General features: G+C 68.8%; 14 protein-coding genes and 3 pseudogenes. 12 read left to right on the top strand and 5 right to left on the bottom strand.

Going from position 1 to position 21,350, the window contains the following annotated elements; translation table 11 throughout:
• Positions 1–32: 32 nt before the first annotated feature.
• Positions 33–3,038: a carbohydrate-binding protein gene (locus tag AB0M27_RS32880; RefSeq protein ID WP_365727183.1), complete on the top strand. Its 3,006-nt coding sequence runs from the start codon at positions 33–35 to the stop codon at positions 3,036–3,038.
• A 114-nt stretch (positions 3,039–3,152) separates the two neighbouring features.
• On the opposite strand, the gene AB0M27_RS32875 is transcribed toward AB0M27_RS32880, so the two are convergent.
• Both AB0M27_RS32875 and AB0M27_RS32870 read right to left on the bottom strand, forming a co-directional pair.
• On the bottom strand, positions 3,153–3,989 hold the full coding sequence (locus AB0M27_RS32875) for a discoidin domain-containing protein (RefSeq protein WP_365727187.1): 837 nt from the start codon (positions 3,987–3,989) through the stop codon (positions 3,153–3,155).
• A gap of 82 nt (positions 3,990–4,071) precedes the next feature.
• A pseudogene (locus AB0M27_RS32870) lies at positions 4,072–5,433 on the bottom strand (choice-of-anchor D domain-containing protein); the annotation flags it as partial.
• A 1,401-nt stretch (positions 5,434–6,834) separates the two neighbouring features.
• Between AB0M27_RS32870 and AB0M27_RS32865 the strand changes: the two are divergent.
• The 11 genes and pseudogenes from AB0M27_RS32865 (at position 6,835) to AB0M27_RS32815 (ending at position 19,551) form a co-directional block, all read left to right on the top strand.
• Positions 6,835–7,857, top strand: coding sequence for a LacI family DNA-binding transcriptional regulator (locus tag AB0M27_RS32865; RefSeq protein ID WP_228620843.1), 1,023 nt, complete (start codon positions 6,835–6,837; stop codon positions 7,855–7,857).
• A 196-nt stretch (positions 7,858–8,053) separates the two neighbouring features.
• A complete protein-coding gene (locus AB0M27_RS32860; protein WP_365727181.1) occupies positions 8,054–9,412 on the top strand; it encodes an extracellular solute-binding protein in 1,359 nt (452 codons plus the stop codon).
• A gap of 51 nt (positions 9,413–9,463) precedes the next feature.
• Positions 9,464–10,405, top strand: coding sequence for a sugar ABC transporter permease (locus AB0M27_RS32855; RefSeq protein ID WP_365727179.1), 942 nt, complete (start codon positions 9,464–9,466; stop codon positions 10,403–10,405).
• Positions 10,402–11,268: a carbohydrate ABC transporter permease gene (locus tag AB0M27_RS32850; protein WP_365727177.1), complete on the top strand. Its 867-nt coding sequence runs from the start codon at positions 10,402–10,404 to the stop codon at positions 11,266–11,268. Before AB0M27_RS32855 ends, AB0M27_RS32850 begins: the two co-directional genes overlap by 4 nt.
• A 26-nt stretch (positions 11,269–11,294) precedes the next feature.
• A complete protein-coding gene (locus AB0M27_RS32845; protein ID WP_365727175.1) occupies positions 11,295–12,896 on the top strand; it encodes a glycoside hydrolase family 13 protein in 1,602 nt (533 codons plus the stop codon).
• Positions 12,897–13,066: 170 nt separating this feature from the next.
• Positions 13,067–15,055 carry a glycosyl hydrolase family 28-related protein gene (locus tag AB0M27_RS32840; RefSeq protein WP_365727186.1) on the top strand — a complete coding sequence of 663 codons (1,989 nt, stop codon included), beginning with the start codon at positions 13,067–13,069 and terminating at the stop codon, positions 15,053–15,055.
• 90 nt (positions 15,056–15,145) lie between these two features.
• Positions 15,146–15,388 (top strand): annotated as a pseudogene (locus tag AB0M27_RS32835) (IS5/IS1182 family transposase); the annotation flags it as partial.
• A gap of 1,164 nt (positions 15,389–16,552) precedes the next feature.
• Positions 16,553–16,735, top strand: a pseudogene (locus AB0M27_RS32830) (serine/threonine-protein phosphatase); the annotation flags it as partial.
• A gap of 257 nt (positions 16,736–16,992) precedes the next feature.
• Positions 16,993–17,319, top strand: coding sequence for a putative quinol monooxygenase (locus AB0M27_RS32825; protein WP_365727172.1), 327 nt, complete (start codon positions 16,993–16,995; stop codon positions 17,317–17,319).
• 301 nt (positions 17,320–17,620) lie between these two features.
• Complete coding sequence (locus tag AB0M27_RS32820; protein ID WP_365727171.1) at positions 17,621–18,625, top strand: aldo/keto reductase family protein; 1,005 nt, start codon at positions 17,621–17,623, stop codon at positions 18,623–18,625.
• A 155-nt stretch (positions 18,626–18,780) separates the two neighbouring features.
• Positions 18,781–19,551 carry an SDR family oxidoreductase gene (locus AB0M27_RS32815; protein ID WP_365727170.1) on the top strand — a complete coding sequence of 257 codons (771 nt, stop codon included), beginning with the start codon at positions 18,781–18,783 and terminating at the stop codon, positions 19,549–19,551.
• Between the two features lie 230 nt (positions 19,552–19,781).
• Here the strand turns inward: AB0M27_RS32815 and AB0M27_RS32810 are convergent, their stop codons facing one another.
• The 3 genes from AB0M27_RS32810 to AB0M27_RS32800 are packed head-to-tail and all read right to left on the bottom strand — an operon-like array spanning position 19,782 to position 21,349.
• Positions 19,782–20,396 carry a GAF domain-containing protein gene (locus tag AB0M27_RS32810; protein WP_365727168.1) on the bottom strand — a complete coding sequence of 205 codons (615 nt, stop codon included), beginning with the start codon at positions 20,394–20,396 and terminating at the stop codon, positions 19,782–19,784.
• The gene (locus AB0M27_RS32805; protein ID WP_365727166.1) at positions 20,359–20,982 is read right to left on the bottom strand and encodes an ATP/GTP-binding protein; all 624 of its coding nucleotides are present in this window, start codon (positions 20,980–20,982) and stop codon (positions 20,359–20,361) included. The genes AB0M27_RS32810 and AB0M27_RS32805 overlap by 38 nt, the downstream gene beginning before the upstream one ends.
• Positions 20,960–21,349 (bottom strand): DUF742 domain-containing protein, encoded by a 390-nt coding sequence (locus AB0M27_RS32800; RefSeq protein ID WP_365727164.1) that lies wholly within the window; start codon positions 21,347–21,349, stop codon positions 20,960–20,962. The genes AB0M27_RS32805 and AB0M27_RS32800 overlap by 23 nt, the downstream gene beginning before the upstream one ends.
• Position 21,350: the final 1 nt, after the last annotated feature.

Below are 21,350 nucleotides of genomic sequence, written 5' to 3'. Positions count from 1 at the left end.
CGAGGAGAGCGGCCGTTTCCACAGTAAGCACTATGAGTCACGGCCTGGCACTCGGGCCCGCCGCTGCGCTCGCGGCGGGCGCCACCACTCCGTTCACCACCTATGAGGCGGAGGCCGGCACCCTGGGAGGGGGCGCCGGCAGGGTGTCCCTGACCTCGGCGCCGACGACGCAGTACTCGAGCGCCGCACTCGAGGCGTCCGGGCACGCGTACGTCCACCTCGGCGCCACCGGTCAGTCGGTGCAGTGGACGAACAACACGGGCCAGCCCATCAGCTTCATCAACGTCCGGGCCAGCATTCCCGACTCCTCGTCGGGCGGCGGCACCACCGGCACGCTGAACCTGTACGTCAACGGCACCTTCCGGCAAGCGGTGAACCTCAACTCCAAGCAGACCTGGGTGTACGAGGGGAACAACAACTACAACACCAGCGACAACCAGAACCCGGCGGACGGCTCTCCGCGGGTGTTCTTCGACGAGTCGCACACGTTCGTCGCCGGCACGCCCATCGCCCCCGGCAGCACCTTCTCGCTGCAGAAGGACTCCTCGAACAGCGCGTCGTTCTACGACGTCGACGCCATCGACGTGGAGAACCCGCCGGCACCGATCGCCCAACCCGCCAACTCGATATCCATCACCACGTGCGGAGCGGTCTCCGACGACAACTCGACCAACGGGTCCGCCGACCCCCAGTCCGTGGACAGCACCGCCGCCATCCAGAACTGCATCAACCAGGCGCAGTCCCAGGGCAAGATCCTCTGGATTCCGCAGGGCACCTTCTATGTGAAGGGCACCACCGGCCTGCGCGCGCAGGGGATCACCATCGCCGGGGCCGGGATGTGGTACACCACGATCTACCGTGATGTGCCGGTGCCCAACAGCACCCCCCTGGCGGCGCTGTTCTCCCTGACCTCGTGCACCGTGCGGGACTTCCACATCGACGCCAACGCCGTCAGCCGCGGCACTGTCGGCGGCGACGGTGGCGCCATGGACACCACCGGCACCAACTGGGTGGCCGACGGCATCTGGACCCAGCACACCATGTCCGGCTTCTGGGCCTCGGGCACCGGCGGAAAGGTGCAGAACAGCCGCCTGACCTCGATCTGGGCCGACGGGATCAACCTGAACAACGTGTCGCTCGACGCGGACACCGGAAACGACCTGACCGCCACGAACAACTTCGTGCGCGGCACCGGCGACGACGCGATGGCGATCAACTCGGTCAACTACAACACCAGCGGCAGCACGACGACCTACTACCACCCGATGACCGACATCACCTTCACCGACAACACCGCGATCGCGCCGTGGGGCGGCAAGGGCATCGGGATCTACGGCGGAAGCGGCCACCAGGTCAGTAACAACTACATCAGCGACACCGCGCGGTACATCGGCCTGGGCGCCGGGCGCTTCGGCGTCAACGGCAACGACCTGCTGTCCGCGACCGTGAGCGACAACGACGTCGTCAGGTCGGGCGGCAACGCCTACAGCCAGGGCCAGCCCGCGCTGCACATCGGCAACGGCGGCGACGGCCAGAACACCGGCGTCGTCGACCACGTCACCGTGACCGGCAACACCGTGTCCGACTCCCTCTACGACGCGATCGGCTTCTCCACCTCGACCAACACGCTGCTGCAGAACAACACGATCACCAACCCCGGCCGCAACGGAGTGGTGATCGCACCGCCGTACTACCCAGCGCCCAGCGGATCCGCCACGATCACCGGAAACACCCTCACCGGACTGCACTCGGGGAACACCGCGTTCACCAACAACTCCAGCGGCTTCACCGCGACGGTGAGCAACAACAACTGGCAGAACCCCGCGCCCGAGGGTCCCTACGGCGGCACTCCCGCCGCAGTGCCGGGCACCGTTCAGGCGGAGAACTACGACACCGGAGGTCAGGGCGTCGCCTACAACGTCAGCTCGGTCAACGGCAATGGCACTGCCTACCGCTCCGACGGCGTCGACCTGGAGACCACCTCCGACACCGGCGGCGGCTACAACCTCGGCTGGACCAGCGGCGGGCAGTGGTTCCGCTACACCGTGGACGTCGCCACGGCCGGGACCTACACCGTCAGCCTGAGGACCGCGGCTCCCGCCGCCGTGACCGGCGCGTTGCACCTGTCCAACGCGTCCGGAACCAACCTCAGCGGAGCCGTCGACATCCCCGCCACCGGCGGCTGGCAGACCTGGACCACGGTGACCGCCGACGTCACACTCCCGGCCGGTCGGCAGGTTCTCACGCTCAACCAGGACAACGGCGGCTGGAATCTCAACCACCTCACCTTCGCCGCGGCGAGCGGCTCCCCGTCGGCCACCCTGTCGGTCTCGCCGGCCTCGCTGACCTTCGCCGGCCAGACGCCGCACACCACCAGCGCGGCGCAGACGGTCACGGTGACCAACACCGGCACGGCGACAGCGACGGTCTCCGGCGTCACCGTCTCCGGTGACTACGCCCAGACCAACACCTGCGGCACCTCCATCGCCGCAGGGGCCTCCTGCTCGGTCAGCGTCACCTTCACGCCGACCGTCTCCGGCACCCGCACCGGCACGCTCACCGTCAACAGCGACGCCTCCAACGGCCCCACCACCGTGGCGCTGTCCGGCACGGGCGGCACCACCAGCACCGACCTGGCCGCCGGCAAGGCCACCAGCGAGTCCAGCCACACCCAGACGTACGCCTCGTCGAACGTCACCGACGGCAACCAGTCCACCTACTGGGAGAGCGCCAACAACGCCTTCCCGCAGTGGGTCCAGGTCGACCTCGGCTCCGCCCAGAGCGCGTCCCGCGTCGTCCTCAAGCTGCCTGCCGGCTGGGGCGCCCGTACCCAGACGTTGTCCCTGCTCGCGAGCACGGACAAGGCCACCTTCACCACCCTCAAGGCGTCGGCGAGCTACACCTTCGACCCGTCCGGCAACAACACCGTCACCATGACCTTTCCCGCCACCGCCCAGCGCTACTTCCGGGTGAACATCACGGCGAACACGGGGTGGCCGGCCGGGCAGCTCTCGGAGTTCCAAGTCTGGAACTCCTGAATCGACCGGCACCTCATCGGTACGTCCCTGCTGGTGTCTGTGCCTGCCGAAACGGACGGCATGACGGTGCCGCCGAGCACACAGGGCCCGGCGGCACCTTGGGTTCGGGTCAGTTCAGGTGTTCCAGACCTGGAGCTCCGAGATCTGTCCCGCCGGCCAACCGGTGTTCGCCGTGATGTTCACCCGGAAGTAGCGCTGGGTGGTCGCGGGGAAAGTGATGGTGACCGTGTTGCTGGTGGCGGGGTCGAAGGTGTACGTGGCCGACGCCTTGACGGTGGAGAAGGTGGTGCCGTCGGTGCTGCCCAGCAGCGACAGCGTCTGGTCGCGGGCGCCCCAGCCGGCAGGCAGCTTGAGGACGACGCGGGACGCGCTCTGCTGGGAGCCGAGGTCGACCTGCACCCACTGCGGGAAGGCGTTGTTGGCGCTCTCCCAGTAGGTGGACTGGTTGCCGTCCGTCACGTTCGACGACGCGTAGGTTTGGGTGTGGCTGGACTCGCCGGTGGCCTTGCCGACGGCGAGATCGGTGCTGACGGTGCCGGAGTCGTTGCCGCTGGGGAACACCTCGAAGTCCGACAACTGGGCTGCGTTCCACCCGGTGTTCGCGGTGATGTTCGCCCGCACGTAGCGCGCCGTGGTGGCGTTGAAGGTGATGGTCACTGTGTTGGTGTTGGTGTTGGGATCGAAGATGTATCCGGCCGACCCCGCGATGGTCGAGAACGTGGAGCCGTCCGTGGATCCCAGCAGTGACAGGGTCTGCGTGCGGGCCCCCCATGCCGTCGACGGCGGCAGCTTGAGGACGACCTTGCCGATGCTGTAGCCCTGGCCGAGGTCGACCTGGGCCCACTGCGGGAACGAGCCGTTGGTGCCCTCCCAGTAGCTGGACGGTGAGGTTCGAGGCGACGTACGGGCTGTTGCTCGAACTCGCCGATGCCGGCCGGCCGGCCGCCACATTGGTGCTGCTGTCGATGCCGCTGCCGGCGAGGGCCACCGTGAGCGGGTTGTTGTTCGCGTTGCTGGACACGGTGAGGGTGCCGGTGCGGGATCCGGGGGCGGTGGGCTTGAAGGCGACGCTCACCGTGCAGGACGCGCCGACGGCGATGGTGGAGCAGTTGTTGGTCTGACTGAAGTCGCCCGTCGCCGCGACGCTGGACACGGTCGCCGTGCTGGTGCCGGTGTTGGTCACCGTCACCGTCTTCGCGTCGGCGGAGGAGCCGACCACCGTGCCGGGGAAGGACAGGTCCGCCGGACCGGCGCTCAGCACGGGGCCGGCGGCGGTGCCGGTACCGGAGAGGCTGATGGTGTTGGTGATGCCGCCCGCGTCGACGGTCAGCGTTCCGGTGCGTGTGCCGGTCGCCGTCGGCGTGAAGGTGACGCTGACGGTGCACGAGCCGTTCGCCGCGATGGAACTGCCGCAGTTGTAGGTCTGGGCGAAGTCACCGCTGGTGGAGATGGAGGAGACCGAGGCGGACGAACCGGTCGGGTTGGAGACCGTCACGGTCTGCGCCGCGCTGGTCGTACCGCCGGCCTGCGAGCCGAAGCTCAGCGCGCTCGGGGAGGCGGTGACCGTGCTGGCAGGGTAGGGCGGGTAGACGGGGGTGGGCCACCCGCCGCAGTACGCGGTGCCGCCGATGCCCGAGTTGCCGCCGCCGTCGGTCACCGTGAAGTTGCCGCCCTCGCAGCAGTAGACGGGTGCGGGTCCGTTGACGCCGGTCGCGGTGACGTTGGTGAAGCTCGCCGAGCCGCCGGTCTGCTCCTGAAGGGCGAAGGTGCCGGTCCCGGCGATGGTCACGTTGTCGAGGTGGACACCGCTGACGGTGCCCTCGACCCACTGGATCGCCTCATAGGGGCTCTGCTGGATCAGCGCGTTGGTCACGTTGACCGGACCGTTGATGGCCCCCTGGCTGCCGTCGAACCACAGAGAGCCGACCCCGAACTGCCAGTTGGGGTCGAGGCTTCCGTTGCGGATCAGCGCGTTGTCGGAGATGGTCGTGGTGCCGACCGGGGTGGAGCTGAAGCGCTGCCCGACGTGGATGCCGCCACCCTGGGTGATGCCGGTGTCCTGCACCAGGTTGCCGCTCACGGTGTTGTCGTGCCCGCCGTAGATGGCGATGCCGTTGGCGAGCATCTGAAGCTGCACCGTGTTGTCGGAGATGGTGTCGTTGGCGTCCGCGCCGATGCCGGCGTCCGCCCAGGTCGCGATGCCGTCGTCGCCCGTGTTGCGGATGTCGCTCCCCCTGACCTTGGAGTTGGTCACGCCGCCGTGGAAGTTGATGCCGTCGGCGGTGGTGTCGCGGATGCGCATGCCGCTGAAGGTCGGGCCGTCCATCGGCCCGTCCATCCAGGCGCCGACCTTCTCGTGCTCGATCCACACGCTGGACACGGTGGAGTTGCTCATCGCGCCGCCGATGCCGTTCACCTGCGCGCCGTCGTTGCGGTCCTGGACGTCACCGGAGATCGCGAAGTTCTGCAGGTGCACGCCGGTGCTCGGCGACGGCGCGGAGTTGCCGTAGAAGCCCGGCGCCGACCCGGTGACCGTCGAGTACCACATGCCGGCGCCGGCGATCGTCACGTTGTTCACCGCGACGTGGCCCGGGATCTTGTACGTGCCGGGCGGGATCCGCACGGTGCCACCGGCGCCCGCGGCGCTGATCGCCGAGTTGAAGGCGCTGGTCGAGTCGTTGACTCCGGTCGCGTCCGCGCCCTTGCTGGTCACCGACACCGAGCCGGCCGGCTGCGTCAGCGGGGCACCGACCTGCTCGAAGTCGGCGAAGTCGATGGTGTAGGACGTTGCGGTGTCCTCGGGGTCCACCTGCAGCGTGAAGGTGGTCCCGGCCGGATAGGTCTGCGTGAAGAGGCGATGGGCCTCGTCGAAGAAGTGGTGCGGGTTGCTGCCCGGGCTGTTGGTGAAGGGGTAGCTGCCGTAGAACCAGCTGTATGCGTTGGGCAGGGTGAAGTTGCTCTGCTTGGTGCCGTTGACGTACAGGGACAGCGGCGCGTTGTAGACCGACCCGTTCGAGCTGTCCGGGATGCTGTACCGGAAGTTGATCGAGTTCGTGGGCACCGGCGTGGTGAAGGTGACGTACTTGCCCGCCCCCTGCAGCGTCACGGCCTTGCGGTAGGAGGCTTCGTCGGCCAGCTGGCCCTGCGTGTAGCTGGGACCGATGACGCTGCCGTTGGTGGCGGCGTCCTCCGCCTGGACCTCGACATAGGGGAGGGCGGCACCGCTGCCGCCGGTGGCGGCGGCCTATGCCGGGGGCGCCGCCAGGAGGACGCCCGTGGCGACCAGCACTGCGCTGGTGCCGCCCAGGGCGACCGCGCGTCTGAGTGTGCGTAGGGACTGTAACAATGGTTGTTCCTTGGGACCGAAGCCGTCGTGAGGCGTGCCGCCGTCGGGTGGGGTGCCCGAGGTCAGGTGCCCTTGGGCACGACGCAGCGCTTCGCCGGCCCTTCGCGGCCGGGCAAGGTGGAGCTGGTGCGAACAGGTGGAGCGGGAGGATCCGATCACAGGCGGCGGCGCGCGCGGCACCGTATTGGCTCGGACAGACGCGAGTAATATTCCGACCATAGTTTGTTTCAAACTTACTTTTTCTTGTAAGTTGTCGATCTCCAGCATCGCGGTCGCGTCGGCGTATGGAGAAGGCCTACTCCCCTGGGTAGGGCGCGTCCGCCCCTGGCGTCGGATCGTCCCCGGGTGAAGCTTTCTCGCCGTGGCTGTCCCGACGTTCTTGCTGCAAAGACTGACGAATTTTTACGCCAGGCCGTAAGTGGATTGCGGATCATGCCCTAGGCTTGAGCCATGACACGACGACTTGCCGAGGTGGCCAGGAAAGTCGGGGTCAGCGAGGCGACGGTCAGCCGGGTGCTCAACGGCAAGCCCGGTGTCTCCGAGCAGACCCGCGAGGCCGTGCTGACCGCCCTGGACGTGCTCGGCTACGAGCGCCCGACCCAGCTGCGGGGCGAGCGCTCGAGGCTGGTCGGGCTGGTCCTGCCGGAGCTGCAGAACCCCATCTTCCCCGCCTTCGCCGAGGTGGTCAGCAGTGCCCTGGCGCAGCAGGGCTTCACCCCGGTGCTGTGCACGCAGACGGCGGGCGGCGTCTCCGAAGCCGACTATGTGGAACTGCTGCTCCAGCAGCAGGTCTCGGGCGTGATCTTCTTCGGTGGCCTGTATGCCCAGGCCGAGTCCCCGCACGAGCACTACGAGCGGCTGTCCCGCCGCGGTCTGCCGACGGTGCTCATGAACGCCGCCATACCCGACCTGGACTTCCCACAGGTCAGTTGTGACGACGCGGTCGCGGTGGAACAGGGCGCCGGGCACTTGCTGTCGCTGGGCCACCGGCGGATCGGCCTGGTGCTCGGGCCGCCCGATCACATGCCGTCGCGGCGCAAGCTGGCGGCGGCTCGCACGGTACTGGAGGGGGCCGGGCTGGAGCTCGAGGAGGCGGACGTCGCACACGCGCTGTTCTCCCTGGAGGGTGGGCAGGCCGCGGCTGCGCGCCTGCTGCAGCGCGGTGTCACCGGCATCATCTGCGCCTCGGACCCGCTGGCCCTGGGGGCGGTGCGTGCTGCCCGCAGGCGCCGGCTCGATGTGCCCCGGGACGTGTCGATCATCGGCTACGACGATTCCTCCTTCATGACCTGCACCGATCCGCCGCTGACCACCATCCGCCAGCCCATCGAGGCGATGGGCCGCGCCGCCGTGGAGCTGCTCGTGGGAGAGCTGGCCGGCGCCAAGGTCACCCACGACGAGCTGCTCTTCGAGCCGGAGCTCGTGGTGCGCGGATCCACCGGTCTGGCGCGAGAGAGCCCGGCCGCTGACTGAGCGCCAACTCGCAGCGCCGGCAAGGGCCGTACCCCCACGGGGTGCGGCCCTTGCGTTGTTTGTGGCGCGCTCCATCACGGTTTCGCGTTGACTTCTTGCAAAGTACCGTCGAGATATTGCGGCGCCGACGGGGTCAGTGCTTAAGTGAGGCACGCCACATCCCCACGCACTCCGCCCATGAAGGGGTCTTCCATCCATGCGCAGATCCGCAGCGCTGCTGATCGCCGGCGCTCTCACCCTGACCGCTGCCGCCTGTTCCAGTTCCTCCGACGGCGGTGCCAAGCCGACCAACGGCAAGGTCACGATCTCCATCGACTGCGCCCCGCCGAAAAGCCGCCCGACGCAGCGCAAGCAGTGGGCCGACGACATCGCGGCCTTCGAGAAGCTGCACCCGAACATCACGGTGAAGAGCATCGACACGTTCCCGTGCGAGACCCCTGAACTGTTCACAGCCGCGCTCAAGGGCGGCACCGAGCCCAACGTCTTCTACACCTACTTCACGGACAAGCAGCAGGTCCTGGACGCCGGCCAGGCGGCCGACATCACGAAGTACGTCACCTCCGAGAACCTGCCGGTCAAGGACGACATCATGTCCTCGGTGTGGGACACCCAGAAGTCCGGCGGGAAGATCTACGGCATTCCGCGCACCAACTACACCATGGGCGTGATCATCAACCGGAAGCTCTTCCAGAAGGCCGGGCTGAACCCCGACCAACCGCCGCAGACCTGGGCCGAGGTCGAGGCCGACGCCAAGAAGATCGCCGCTCTGGGCAAGGGCATCGCGGGCTACGGCGACTACAGCGCGGGAAACAACGGCGGCTGGCACTTCACCGCCGAGATCTACGCCCAGGGCGGCCGGATGGTGAGCGACGACGGCACCAAGGCGGCCTTCAACAACCCCCAGGGCCTGGCCGTGCTGCAGAACCTGCACAAGCTCCGCTTCGACGACAACGTCATGGGCAGCACTCAGCTCTACAAGTGGGGCGACCTCCAGAAGCAGATGGCCGCGGGCAAGTTGGGGATGTACATCGCCGCGCCTGACGACATCACCTACATGGTGCAGAGCCTCGGCGCCCACTACGAGGACTTCGGCATGGGCCCGGTCCCCGGCCAGAGCGGACCCGGCGTCGGCACCCTCACCGGCGGCGACGACTACATGTTCAACGTCAAGGACACCCCCGAGCAGATCAAGGCCGGGATCCAGCTGCTCAGCTACCTCTGGCTGACGGAGGGCCAGGGCCAGCAGTACAACTACCCCCGCTCCAAGTCCTCCGGCCAGGCGGTCGGCCTGCCCCAGCCGCAGCTGTTCCAGGGTGCCACCGCCACCAAGGACGCCCAGCTCAAGGCCGCCAACGCCACCATGTCGGTACAGGCCTTCGAGTCCTTCGTGAAGGCCAACGTCCCCGGCGTCACCGAGCCCGGCAACGCCCAGGCCATCTACAAGATCCTCGACACGGCAATGGCGTCCACGCTGACGAACCCCCATGCCGACCTGCAGAAGTTGCTGGACACCGCTGAGCAGCAGGTCAACCAGGTCCTCGCCAACGCCCAGTAGTCGCAAGGGCCGCCAGGCCCCGGGACGGGCAGCCTCCCAAGGAGATCGACGATGGCGGTCGCGACCGCATCCTCCGGAACCGACGCGCCGCCCGCCAGGGCGGCCGGCCGGGCCGGGGCACTGCGCAGATCCGTACAGCGCAACCTCACCGCACATGGCTTCCTGATCGGCGCGGTGCTCTGCTTCGCCTGCTTCCAGTGGTATCCCATGGTCCGCGAAGTGATCATGAGCTTCCAGAAGGCGAAGGCGGGCAGGACCACCTGGGTCGGCCTGCACAACCTCGACCAGATCGTGCACGACCCCAGCTTCTGGCCGGCCTGGCGGAACACCGCCGAATTCACCGGCCTGGCCCTGCTGTTCGGCTTCGCGCTGCCGTTCGTCACGGCCGTGGTGATGAACGAACTGCGGCACGCGCGCGGCTACCTGAGGATCCTGGTGTACCTCCCGGTCATGCTGCCGCCGGTGTCCTCGCTGCTGCTGTTCAAGTACCTGTACAACCCCGAGTACGGGCCGATCAACCGGTCACTGCAGCTGCTGCACCTGCCCACCTCCGGCTGGCTGCAGTCCCCGGACATGGCGATGCTCGCCGTTGTCATCGCATCCACCTGGATGAACATGGGCAGCGCCACGCTGATCTACCTGGCGGCGCTGCAGAACATACCCGGTGAGCTCTACGAGGCCGCCGAACTGGACGGAGCCGGACTGCTGCGGCGCGTCTGGCACGTGACGATCCCACAGACCCGGCTCGTCCTCTCGCTGATGCTGATGCTTCAGATCGTCGCCACCATGCAGGTCTTCGTCGAGCCCTTCATCCTCACCAACGGCGGCCAAGGGGTGGAGGGTTCGACCACCACCGTCGTCTACCTGATCTACCAGTACGCCTTCAACTTCTCCAACTACGGCGCAGCCTGCGCCCTCGGGCTGCTCCTGCTGCTGGTGCTCGCCGGGTTCTCGGTGATCTACGTGCGACTCAACCGGAGGCTGGAGTCATGAGCGACACCCGCACCCTGGTCAATCCGGCCCAGCTGAACCGCACGCTCTACCGAGCGACGCTGATCCTGATCGTCGTCGCCTTCACACTGGTCTTCCTGGGCCCCCTCTACCTGCTGGTGACGGGCGGACTCAAGGGCACCACCGAGTCCATCCAGACCCCGCCCACCTTCTACCCGCACCACATCGAGGCCTCCAACTACAGCGACGCGTGGACTCGCCTCAGCATCGCCCACCTGCTGCTCAACACGCTCTGGTACGCCTTCGGGGCACTCGCCTTCCAGCTCGTCCTGGACGTCACCGCGGCCTACTCGCTGTCCAAACTGCGGCCGGCGCTGGGCAACGCGATCCTCGGCCTGATGCTGGCCACTCTCATGATCCCGGCCATGGTGCTGGTCGTCCCGCAGTACCTGACCGTGCTGGACCTGCCGCTGATCCACCAGAACCTGCTCAACTCCCCCTGGGCGATCTGGCTCCCGTCGGTGGCCAACGCCTTCAACATCTACCTGCTGAAGCGCTTCTTCGACTCGGTGCCCCAGGAACTGCTCGATTCCGCCGCCATCGACGGCGCCGGACCGCTGCGCACACTGCTCTCCATCGTGCTGCCCATGTCCCGGCCGATCATCGGCGTCGTGTCCATCTTCGCCCTGGTCAACGTGTGGAAGGACTTCCTCTGGCCGCTGCTGGCCGAGCCCGACCCGACCAGGCAGACGCTCAACGCCGGCATCTACTCGCTCTCCCTGGGCGTGCCGGAGAACGTGCTGATCGCCGCCTCGGCCATCTCCGCCGTGCCGACGGTGGTCTTCTTCCTGATCTTCCAACGCAACATCATGTCCGGGCTCACCGCCGGCAGCCTCAAGGGCTGACACCATCTCCCGAGGAGACTTCTACCGTGCACCAACCCCACGAGTGGTGGCGTGGCGCCGCGATCTACCAGATCTACGTGCGCAGCTTCGCCGACGCGGACGGCGACGGGGTGGGCGACCTGGCGGGCGTCCGGTCCCGGCTGCCGTATCTCGCCGAACTCGGTGTCGACGCGCTCTGGTTCACCCCCTGGTACGCCTCACCGATGGCCGACGGCGGCTACGACGTGGCCGACTACCGTGCCATCCACCCGGCCTTCGGCAGTCTGGGGGAGGCCGAGAAGCTGATCTCCGAGGCACTGGCGTCGGGTATCCGCACCATCGTCGACATCGTGCCCAACCACGTCTCCGACCGGCACCGCTGGTTCCAGGAGGCGCTCGCCGCAGGCCCCGGCTCACCCGAGCGCGATCGGTTCTGGTTCCGTGAGGGCCGAGGCGCGAACGGCGAACTTCCTCCCAACAACTGGATGTCCCAGTTCGGTGGGAGCGCCTGGACCCGCGTCCCGGACGGCCAGTGGTACCTGCACCGCTTCGCCTCCGCCCAGCCCGACCTGAACTGGCAGCACCCCGAGGTGCGCCGGGAGCACGAGGAGGTGCTGCGCTTCTGGTTCGACCGGGGCGCGGCCGGGGTCCGCATCGACTCCGCCGCCGAGGTCATCAAGGACCCGGCGCTTCCCGACCTGGTGGACGGCGCGGACCCGCACCCCTACCTGGACCGCGACGAGATCCACGACGTGTACCGGGACTGGCGCAAGGTCGCCGACTCCTACACCCCGCCGCGCGCTCTGATCGGCGAGGTCTGGCTGCCCGACCCCGAACGCTTCGCCCGCTACCTGCGCCCCGACGAACTCCACACCGCCTTCAACTTCGGCTTCCTCACCTGCCCTTGGGACGCCGTGCGGCTGCGCGAGGCGATCACGACCACGCTGGCCGTGCACACGCCCGTCGGCGCGCCCGCCACCTGGGTGCTGGCCAACCACGACGTGACCCGGACCGTCACCCGCTACGGCCGTGCCGACACCGGCTTCGACTTCGCGGCCAAGGCCCACGGCACCCCCACCGACCTCGCACTGGGCACCCGGCGCGCCCGGGCGGCAGCGCTGCTGAGCCTGGCCCTGCCCGGCTCCGTCTACCTCTACCAGGGCGAGGAGCTCGGCCTGCCCGAGGTCGAGGACCTGCCGCACTCGGTCATCGAAGACCCGATGTTCCACCGCACCGGAGGAGCCGACCCCGGCCGGGACGGCTGCCGCGTGCCGCTGCCGTGGAGCGGCGACGCCCCGCCGTTCGGCTTCGGCCCCGAGGGCACTCGGCCCTGGCTGCCCCAGCCTCGCCACTGGTCGGCGATGACGGCGGAGCAGCAGGTGGCGGACCGGGACAGCATGCTGAGCCTGTACCGCACGGCGCTGCGCCTGCGCCGGAGCGAGACCGCACTCGGCGACGGGCAGATGACCTGGCTTCCCAGCGGCCCCCAGGTCCTCTCCTTCACCCGCGACCCCGGCTTCGGCTGCGTCGTCAACCTGGGCTCGGAGCCGGCACCGCTGCCTCCGCACCGACAGGTCCTGCTGAGCAGCGCCCCGCTGACGGACGGGAAGCTGCCCACCGATACCGCGGTCTGGCTGCGCCTGCCCTGACCCGGACGCGGCACCGACCGCACCCGGGCCGTGCCGCTCATCGAAGTGAGCGGCGCGGCCCGCCCCTTTCCACAGCTCCCGCGAGGATCCATCGCCTTCCACCACAGAATCGAGGCGCAGTGAACCGCACAAGCAGACGAACCGGTGCGAGGCGAAGAGCCGCCGCAGCACTGGCGGTCGTGACAGCGACGGTAGGCCTCACCGCCGTACCGGCCGGCGTTGTCGCGGCGGCACCGGCCGGCGTGGCCGGGGAGACCCAGGCCACGCCGGTGACCCGCGCCGGGCTCGACCCCGCCCTGGTCGCCGGTCGCGGAGCCGATCTCGGCTTCCTGGAGCAGGAGGCGGAGCGCGCCCCGACCGACGGCACCGTCATCGGCCCGGGTCGCGCCGCGTACACGCTCGCCGCCGAGGCTTCAGGCCGCAGTGCGGTCAGTCTCGCGCCCGGCCAGTACGTCGAGTTCACGCTGCCGCGGGCCGCCAACGCCATCACCGTGCGCTACAGCATCCCGGACGCTCCGACCGGCGGCGGGATCGACGCCCCGCTCGACGTCGGCGTGAACGGGCGCCACCGCAGCACCATGACGCTGACCTCGCGGTACGCCTGGCTGTACAACCAGTATCCCTTCACCAACGACCCCACCGCCGACGTGCTGCACCCCGACTGGTGGATCACCGAGTGCGGCTGTGTCCCAGGCGCCACCACCCCGGCCCCGGCGATTCCCAAGCCGTTCCGGCCCAACCACTTCTACGACGAGCAGCGGCTGCTGCTCGGCCGTACCTATCCGGCCGGTGCACACATCCGGCTGCGCGTGCCGCAGCGCAGCGAGGCCGCGACCACCGTGATCGACCTGATGGACTCCCAACTCGTCGCTCCGCCGAAGACGGACCCGTCCGCGGTCGACGTGCTGGCCTTCGGAGCGGACCCCAGCGGACGGCGCGACTCCGCCGACGCTGTCGACAAGGCCATCGCGTTCGCCGGACGAGCACACCGGAAGGTCTACATCCCTCCGGGGACGTACCAGGTCAGCCGCCACATCATCGTCGACGACATCACGATCGAGGGCGCCGGCAGCTGGTACACGATCATCAAGGGACACCAGGTCACCCTCGCGGCACCGGCCCCGGACGGCTCGGTCCACACCGGCGTCGGTTTCTACGGCAAGGACGCCTCGGCGGGCGGCAGCCACCACGTGCACCTGTCGGGCTTCGCCATCGAGGGCGACGTGCGCGAACGGATCGACACCGATCAGGTGAACGGCATCGGCGGGGCACTGAGCGACTCGACCGTCGAGGGGCTGTACATCCACCACACCAAGGTGGGCATGTGGTTCGACGGGCCCATGAGCAACCTGCGGATCACCGGCAACCAGATCGCGGACCAGATCGCCGACGGCATCAACTTCCACACCGGGGTGACCGACTCACTCGTCTCCAACAACTTCATCCGGAACACCGGCGACGACGGGCTGGCCATGTGGTCGGAGAAGGCGGAGGACGCGGGCGACGTCTTCGACCACAACACCGTGCAGACCCCCGTGCTGGCCAACGGCATCGCGCTGTACGGCGGAACGGACAACACCGTCTCCGGCAACCTCGTCGCGGACCCCGTCCGGGAGGGCAGCGGTATCCAGGTCGGCTCCCGTTTCGGCGCCGAAGCCTTCACCGGCCACCTGTGGATCACCGACAACACCACGGTGCGTGCCGGTACCTACGAGCTCAACTGGAACATCGGGCTGGGGGCGATCTGGTTCTACGCCCTGGAGAAGGACATCGGCGCGGACGTCGAGGTGGTGGGCGACTCCTTCCTCGACAACACCTACAACGCGGTGATGTTCGTCGCCGACTGGCCGGTCAAGGACAAGTACTCGATCACGAACGTGCACTTCAAGGACATCAAGGTCGACGGTACCGGCACGTCCGTGGTCAGCGCACGCGCCGCGGGGTCGGCGAGTTTCGAGGACGTGCAGGCCCGCAACGTCGGTGCGGTGAGCATCAACAACTGCGGGTCCTTCCACTTCACTCCCGCCGGTTCGGAGTTCTCCGTCTCCGACCGCGGCGGCAACGGGTCCTGGCTCGCGCCGTGGGAACTCCCCAACACCATCACCTGCGACGACCGGCCGGCGGTGATGCCCCCACCCGCACCCAGCCCCTGGCCCTAGGAGTCCAGAGGATCCCCTGTGACGGTCACCTCCCCGGGCCCCCAGGCTCAGGGAGGCCGACTGCGAGGGCCTGGACCGCCTGGACGCCGGGGACCGCTGCCCGACGACGTCACCGTGCACCTGGACGCCGGCTACGACTCGGACAAGATCCGCACTCTGCTCGACGAACGCGGTCTGCACGGCCGCATCGCGCACAAAGGGGAGAAGGCGTCCATCCAGGCCAGTCAGCGCCAGCACATCGAACGTACCCACGCCGGGCAGAACGCCTTCCACCGGCTCGCCCGCTGCTACGAGCGCCGCACCACCGTCGTCGACGCCCTCGCCTACTTCAACCGAGACGCCAGGGGCGTTGGACGTGATCCGCCTGCGCCTCCTGGCGTTGCACAGCGTCCAGTCCAGCGCGGCCGTTGCACCGACGCGATCGACCGCGGCGATGGCCGCCACCATCACCCCGCCCGGAGCCGCCACCGTCATCCACGACGACCCGTACGAGCTGGGCGCGGCGGCACGGACGCGCTCGTTCGGTGCCCGCTCCGCTCCGTACGCTGTCCGCGCCTGCCAGGCAGCCGCCACGGCCGACCGTCAACCGCCGCCTCGGCCCGCTAGAGGGCTTGGTCTTCTGAGGGATGCCCGCTGGACGGGCCTGATCCCCGGCCCCGGTGGTGTGCGGAGGCTTCCGCGACCTGCTTGAGAGCAGACGCCGTGGCAGAATCACCGACCCGGGCGGGTTGCTCGTGCGGGTGGCTCTCGTGGTGGAAGTGGGAAGGCGCCAGCCTGTCGCCCGGACCGTAGCGCTGCGACAAGGTGTCGGAGGATGTCGCGGGGGCGCGGGCGGGGGCTGCCGCAGCGGGCCGCCTGCCGTCCCTCGTGTCATTCTCAGCGCTTCCGGCCCTGTCGGCCCGGGCCGCCTCCTCCCGCGCGCCTCGTCGGGGGCCCGCCTGGGTCAGCCACGCCACAGCCGCGCCGGCGAAAGCCACGGGCCATTCCACCACCCCGGCGACGCCGAGCACCCCGGCTCCGGTGTAGACCGCCATCCGCCGACCGCGTGGAGAGATCGCTCCGATCCAGTCCAGCGCGCTGTCGGCGACCTTGCCCACCTGCTCGGCTCCAGGCAGGCGGCTCAGCCGGGAACCGACCGCCCGAAACGGTTGCGGAAGATCCGATGAATTTGTCCTGACCTGGCTCATGTCCTGCTCCCTCCGACGTCCACAAGGGGTGCCAGCCCCCGAGTTTCCCGATGTCACACCGCATATGCCCCCGTCCAAGCGTTGTCAGGTTCCAGGGCCCCGGCGCGTCCGGTCTCTGATCGCGCGTGCGAAGCCAGGCTGGCGTAACTCGGGCCGGATGGATCAGGGAGGTGGCTTGGTGGCTGGTGAGGGTTTGGGCCTGGACGAGGTGCTGCGGGCGGCGGAGGACGCCGCGCCGGTGGAGTCGGTGGACGTGGTCGCCCGGAACCTGGGGAAACGGTTCTCGGCGACAGAGGTGTCGTTCCTGTTCGTCGACCTGCCCGCCCTCATCCATGACACCCGCGACGAACACCCCCGCGAAGTGGTCCGCGCCCTGACTGGTGCGGTCCACGACGCGTGCGGCGGCTCTCTGCGGGACGACGCCACCACCATGGTCCTGGACTGGCACAGCGGCTCCGGCCGACGCCACGGCGACGCCGGCGCCGACACCTGACACTGCGGGTGCCGATGATTCATCCATCCAGGTCGGGGCCCTGCTCTCGATGCCTGTTCCACTGTTCCACCACCTCCCGAGGAGTAACCCGCAGCGCCTGCTCCTCCTGGTACGCCCTGAGACGCTCCTACGCTGGCACCGTGATGCTCAAACGGCGCCATGCTGGGACTTGCGTGCCCAAGCGACGCGGCCGTCCGCGCGGTGGCGGCCCGTCGTCCTACGATGGGTGAAGATCACCTGCGATCAGGGAGCGTGAAATGATCTTTATCACGGCCAAGTTCCGGATCAAGCCGGAGTACGCGGAGAGGTGGCCCGAGATCTCGCGCGAGTTCACGGAGGCCACCCGCAGTGAGCCCGGCTGTCTGTGGTTCGACTGGTCGCGCAGCGTCGACGATCCGACCGAGTATGTGCTCGTCGAGGCGTTCCGGGACGGTGACGCCGGTGCCGCGCATGTCCAGTCCGGCCACTTCAAGTCGGCACAGCAGACCCTGCCACCCCACCTGGTCGAGACGCCGCGCATCGTCAACGCGGTCCTGGAACAGGATGACTGGTCCCTGCTCGGGGAAATGGCCGTCCAGGGCTGACGGAGTCGCGGAGGAGCAGGGGAACGCGGCTGCCGCATTCTTCTGGGCCGGAACATGTCACTCACCGGCACCATGTGCGTCGCCGGGGCACGAGGCCGGCCGGCGGCTGGGTAACCCTGTCCTGAGTACGTTCAGCAGGAGCAGGCAAGTGCTGTTGCCGGGAGGCACGAAATGATCTGATGAAAGCCCTGCCAAGCGTCGCTCCAGCAACCGCCCGGGTGCCGAGCCGGCGGCAGACCATGGTGCGCTCGCACCGGGCCGTGTCGACCGCCTCGCACATGCCGACAAAGGACTGCCACCTATGGAATACCGTCATCTCGGCCGCAGTGGCCTGGTCATCAGCGAGATCGCCTACGGGAACTGGCTGACCCACGGCTCGCAGGTGGAGGCGGAGGCGGCCACCGCGTGCGTGCGCGCGGCGCTGGACCTCGGCATCACCACCTTCGACACGGCCGATGTCTATGCGGCGACGCGTGCCGAGTCGGTCCTGGGCGACGCGCTGAAGGGCGAGCGCCGCGAGGGACTGGAGATCTTCACCAAGGTGTACTGGCCGACCGGACCGGGTCGCAACGATCGAGGGCTCTCACGCAAGCACATCATGGAGTCGATCGAAGGGTCGCTGCGACGCCTGCGGACCGACTACGTGGACCTGTACCAGGCGCACCGGTACGACGTGGCCACGCCGCTGGAGGAGACGATGGAGGCGTTCGCCGACATCGTCCACTCCGGCAAGGCCCACTACATCGGTGTTTCCGAGTGGCCCGCGGAGCAGATCCGGCGTGCTCACGCGCTGGCGCGGGAACGGCACATCCCTCTGGTGTCCAATCAGCCGCAGTACAACGCCTTGTGGCGGGTCATCGAGGGGGAGGTCGTGCCCACCTGCGAGGAACTGGGCATGGGTCAGGTGGTGTTCTCTCCCATCGCGCAGGGTGTGCTGACGGGCAAGTACGAGCCCGGTCGCCGGCCTCCGCAGGGCTCGCGGGCCACCGATGACAAGGGCGGGGCCGACATGATCGCGCGGTGGATGCGCGAAGAGGTGCTGGAGGCCGTTCACCGGCTCAAGCCGCTGGCCGTCGAGGCCGGGCTGTCGCTCGCGCAACTGGCGGTGGCCTGGGTGCTGCAGAACTCCAACGTCTCGGCCGCCATCATCGGTGCCTCGCGTCCGGAGCAGGTCGAGGAGAATGCCAAGGCGTCCGGTGTCGTGCTGGAGGCTGACCTCATGGACCGCATCGAGGAGGTCCTGGAGCCGGTTGCAGTCACCGACCCCAAGAGGGTCCACGACAATGTGCCGCAGCGCCGCCCCTGAGCCATCGACGCCATTACGGTGATCGGAAGTCGCGACCGTTCAGGCGTCCAAGCCGACTTCCGTGAAGCGTCACCACAGCACGCCCCGCCTGCTCCGGCTCGACAGGGCAGTCCACTTCCTCCGCACATCCGAATCACACACAGTGGCTGGATCACATGGCTCGTTTTCAGGACCGGGTGGCCATCGTCACGGGCGCTGGAGCTCCGGACGGGATCGGTGCCGCGGTGGCGCGGGGACTCGTCGCGGAGGGCGGCCGCGTCGTGTTGTGCGCGACCTCCGAGCGGATCCACGAGCGCGCCGCGGAATTGGGCGAGGCTGCTGTGGGTGTGGTCGCCGACCTGACCCTCGAAGGAAGCGCGGATGCCGTGCTGCACGCCGCGTTCGAGCGGTGGGGCCGGGTCGATGTGCTGGTGAACAACGCGGGCATGACCTCGGTGACCTCGGGCTGGGACGCCGATGGGGATGTCGTCGCCCTGTCACTGGCGGACTGGAACGCGGCTCTGGCCCGTAATCTCACGACGGCCTTCTTGATGTGCCGCGCCGTGGTGCCCGCCATGAGGGCGGCTGGATACGGCCGGATCGTCTCGGTCGGCTCCACCACGGGAACGGTCACTGCGATGCCGGGCCAGGCCACCTATACAGCGGCGAAGGCCGGGCTGGTGGGGCTGTCCCAGGCGCTCGCCCTCGAGGTCGTCAGGGATGGCGTGACGGTGAACGTCGTGGCTCCCGGGTATGTGGCGACCGGTTCACAGCTGGAGTTCGAGGCCGCGGCCGCCGTGGCGGGGCCGTTCGGGCGCAGCGGTACGGCGGAGGAGATCGCGGCGTGCGTGCTGTTCCTGGCGCACGAATCGGCTTCCTTCGTCACCGGCACGGTCCTGGTGGCGGACGGCGGTCACCATCTCCCGGAGACCTGGCCCGCCCCGTGAAGCCACGGGGTCAGGCATCCTCCTGTCGCCCCTGCCCTTGTCGAAAACCTCATCCGTGCTGATGGGGGGCGGTGTGCGCGGTGCAGGGGATCTTGGTGTGGTCGCTGGGGGGCTGCCGTGAATGCCGAGAACTGCGAGAGCATGATCGATCGTGCTGCTGGCGGTGGCTTGTGCGCCCCGAGACGGTGTGGCCGCTGCGGGGCGGCCGCGTGCGAGTCCGGCAGTGCCCGTCAGCTGCGACGGTGCGCCGACTCCTCCAGCCGCTCGACCAGTTCGGCAGCCATGGCCTTGATGGTTTCCAGCCCCTTGCGCCCCCATGGCTGTGGGTCCTGGTCGACCACGCAGATCGTGCCGAGCACCACGCCGGTGCTGTCTATCAGCGGTGCGCCCAGGTAGGAGTGGACGCCGATCGCGTCGACCACCGGGTTACCGGCGAACCGCGGGAAGTCCCGGATGTCCTCCAGCACCAGCGCCCGGCGGCGCTTGACCACGTGCGGGCAGATGCCCATGTCGATGTCGCGGGGCATGACGCGGCCGGGCACCGGGTCCTCCAGCAACGGCGGCCCCACGTGGACCGTGGTGTCCTGCGCGGCGCTGTACAAGCCTGCGAAGTACTGACGGTCGGCGTCGAGGAAGAAGTTGACCCCGGCGTAGCAGCCGCCGGTACGGTGTGCCAGTTCCCGTGCGAAGGCGTCGAGTTCAGCATCCGGACGCGCATCGATGCCCAGCTCGCGCAGCCGCTCGGAGCGGGCACGTACCTGTGGGTCCTCCGGGGGGAGGAGCAGGTGGCGCAAGGCGATCCCGGACTCAGGCCCGGAGGAGGGGTTGGTCGGTGTCGCTGCCATGGGAACTCCTTGTCGTGAGCAGATGCTGAATCAGTTCGAGCAGCACACGGATGCCCGAGCTCTGGACGCGGGCGTCGCACAGCACCACCGGCACCTCCTGACTGAGGTCGAGCGCGGCCCGCACCTCCTCCCCGCGGTAGCGGTGGGCCCCGTCGAACTGGTTGACGGCGACGACGAAGGGCACGCCGCGCCGCTCGAAGAAGTCCACCGCCGCGAAGGAGTGGTCCAGTCTGCGGGTGTCGGCGAGAACCACCGCCCCGAGCGCTCCCTCGGAGAGTTCGTCCCACATGAACCAGAAGCGCTCCTGTCCGGGCGTGCCGAACAGGTACAGGACATGGGACGGACTGAGCGTGATCCGGCCGAAGTCCAGCGCCACCGTGGTCGTGGCCTTGTTCTCCACTCCGTCCAGCCGGTCCGTGGCCGCGCTGACGGCGGTCAGTATCTCCTCGGTGCTCAGCGGCTCGATCTCGCTGAGCGCGTTGACGAAGGTGGTCTTTCCCACGCCGAACCCACCGGCGATCAGCACCTTGATTCCCACCGGCAGGACGTCGGCGGTCAGCAGGTCACAGTCGTTTGAGGAGGCCATCGCGTACCGCTTCCAGGAGGTCTCGGTCAGGTCGTGCGCAGTGGCTGCCCGGGGGCGCCGGCGGCGCATCGCCTGCGACCACCGCGCCTCCCTCGGCCAGATCGGACAGCAGCACCTTGACCACGGCGGCGGGCACCTGCATCCGGGCCGCGACCTCGGCGACGCTCACAGGCCGCTGGCACAGCGCCAGCACCTGCGCATGGTCCAGGCCGAAGGCGCCCTGCGTCTGGGCGCCGGTGGCCCGCACCATGGTCACCAGCGTGAAGGGGGACGTGGCCCTGGTCCGGCCGTCGCTCACCGTGTAGGGACGGACCAGCCGCCCGGCCGCTTCGTCGACCAGCGGTCCGTCCGGGAGGACCGGCGTCATC

It is taken from the genome of Streptomyces sp. NPDC052107 (assembly GCF_040680215.1).
GTDB lineage: Bacteria > Actinomycetota > Actinomycetes > Streptomycetales > Streptomycetaceae > Streptomyces.
Note: the sequence above shows the minus strand (reverse complement) of the source record. Positions and strands in the feature narration are given on the sequence as shown.